The 1,140-nt window shown below is 69.6% G+C and carries 1 protein-coding gene; it reads right to left on the bottom strand.

The features are described 5' to 3' along the window. Positions 1-1,140, bottom strand: a 1,140-nt coding sequence (locus tag AC5L38_RS44200; protein ID WP_495248820.1) for a type I polyketide synthase, incomplete at both ends; no start/stop codon positions are given.

The raw sequence follows: 1,140 nt of genomic DNA, 5'->3' as shown, positions 1-1,140 counted from the left end.
TGCTGCGGATCCATCGCCAACGCCTCACGCGGCGAAATCCCGAAGAACCCCGGATCGAACTCCCCCGCCTCGTGCAGAAACCCACCTTCATAGCCGACGCCCTGACTCTCCGAAGCGGGGGTGGAGAACGCCGCCAGGTCCCAGCCTCGCGTCGTCGGGAACGGCGAAATCCCGTCCCCGCCCTCGGTGACCAGCCGCCACAGATCCTCCGGCGAGGTGACCCCGCCCGGGTAGCGGCACGCCATCCCCACGATCACGATCGGATCGTCCGTCACCGGCACCACCGACGCGGGAACGATCGCGTCGGCGTCCTCACCGAACAACTCGGCCAGCAGGAACTCCGCCAGCACACTCGGCGTCGGATAGTCGAACACCAGCGTCGACGGCAACCGCAACCCGCTCACCACGTTCAACCGGTTACGCAGCTCGACGGCGGTGAGGGAGTCGAAGCCCAGCTCACGAAACTCCCGCCGCACCTCGACCGTGCCTGGTGAGACGTGGCCCAGCACCATGGCCACCTCGGTCCGCACCAGGTCCACCAGGACCTCGGTGCGCTCGGCCGCCCCCAGCGGGGCCAGTCGTCCCAGCAACGTCGCGGCCACCGCACCGGACGCCGCCGAGCGCCGACCACCACGCACCAGACCCCGCAACAACGCCGGCACCTCACCGTAGGCACGCAGCAACGGCAGATCCAGCCGGACCGGAACCAGCACCGCATGCTCAAGCGCGACAGCGATCTCGAACAACGCCAGTCCCTGCTCCACAGACAGCGACGGCATCCCCGCCCGCGCCATCCTGCGCATGTCGGCGTCGTCCAGCGTGCCGGTCATCCCGACGTCCTGGCTCCAAGCGCCCCAGGCCAGCGACAGCGCCGCCAGCCCCTCGGCCCGGCGCCGCTGGGCCAGCGCGTCCAGGAACGCGTTCGCGGCCGCGTAGTTGCCCTGCCCCGCCGCGCCCATGACACCCGACAGCGACGAATACACAACGAACGCCGCCAGGTCCAAGCCCCGGGTCAGCTCATGCAAATGCCAGACCGCATCCACCTTCGGCCGCAGCACCGTCTCCAACCGCTCAGGCGTCAACGACGGGATCGTCCCATCGGCGAGCACACCCGCGGTGTGAACAACCGCCGTCAGCGGA

It is taken from the genome of Streptosporangium nanhuense (assembly GCF_059358815.1).
Note: the sequence above shows the minus strand (reverse complement) of the source record. Positions and strands in the feature narration are given on the sequence as shown.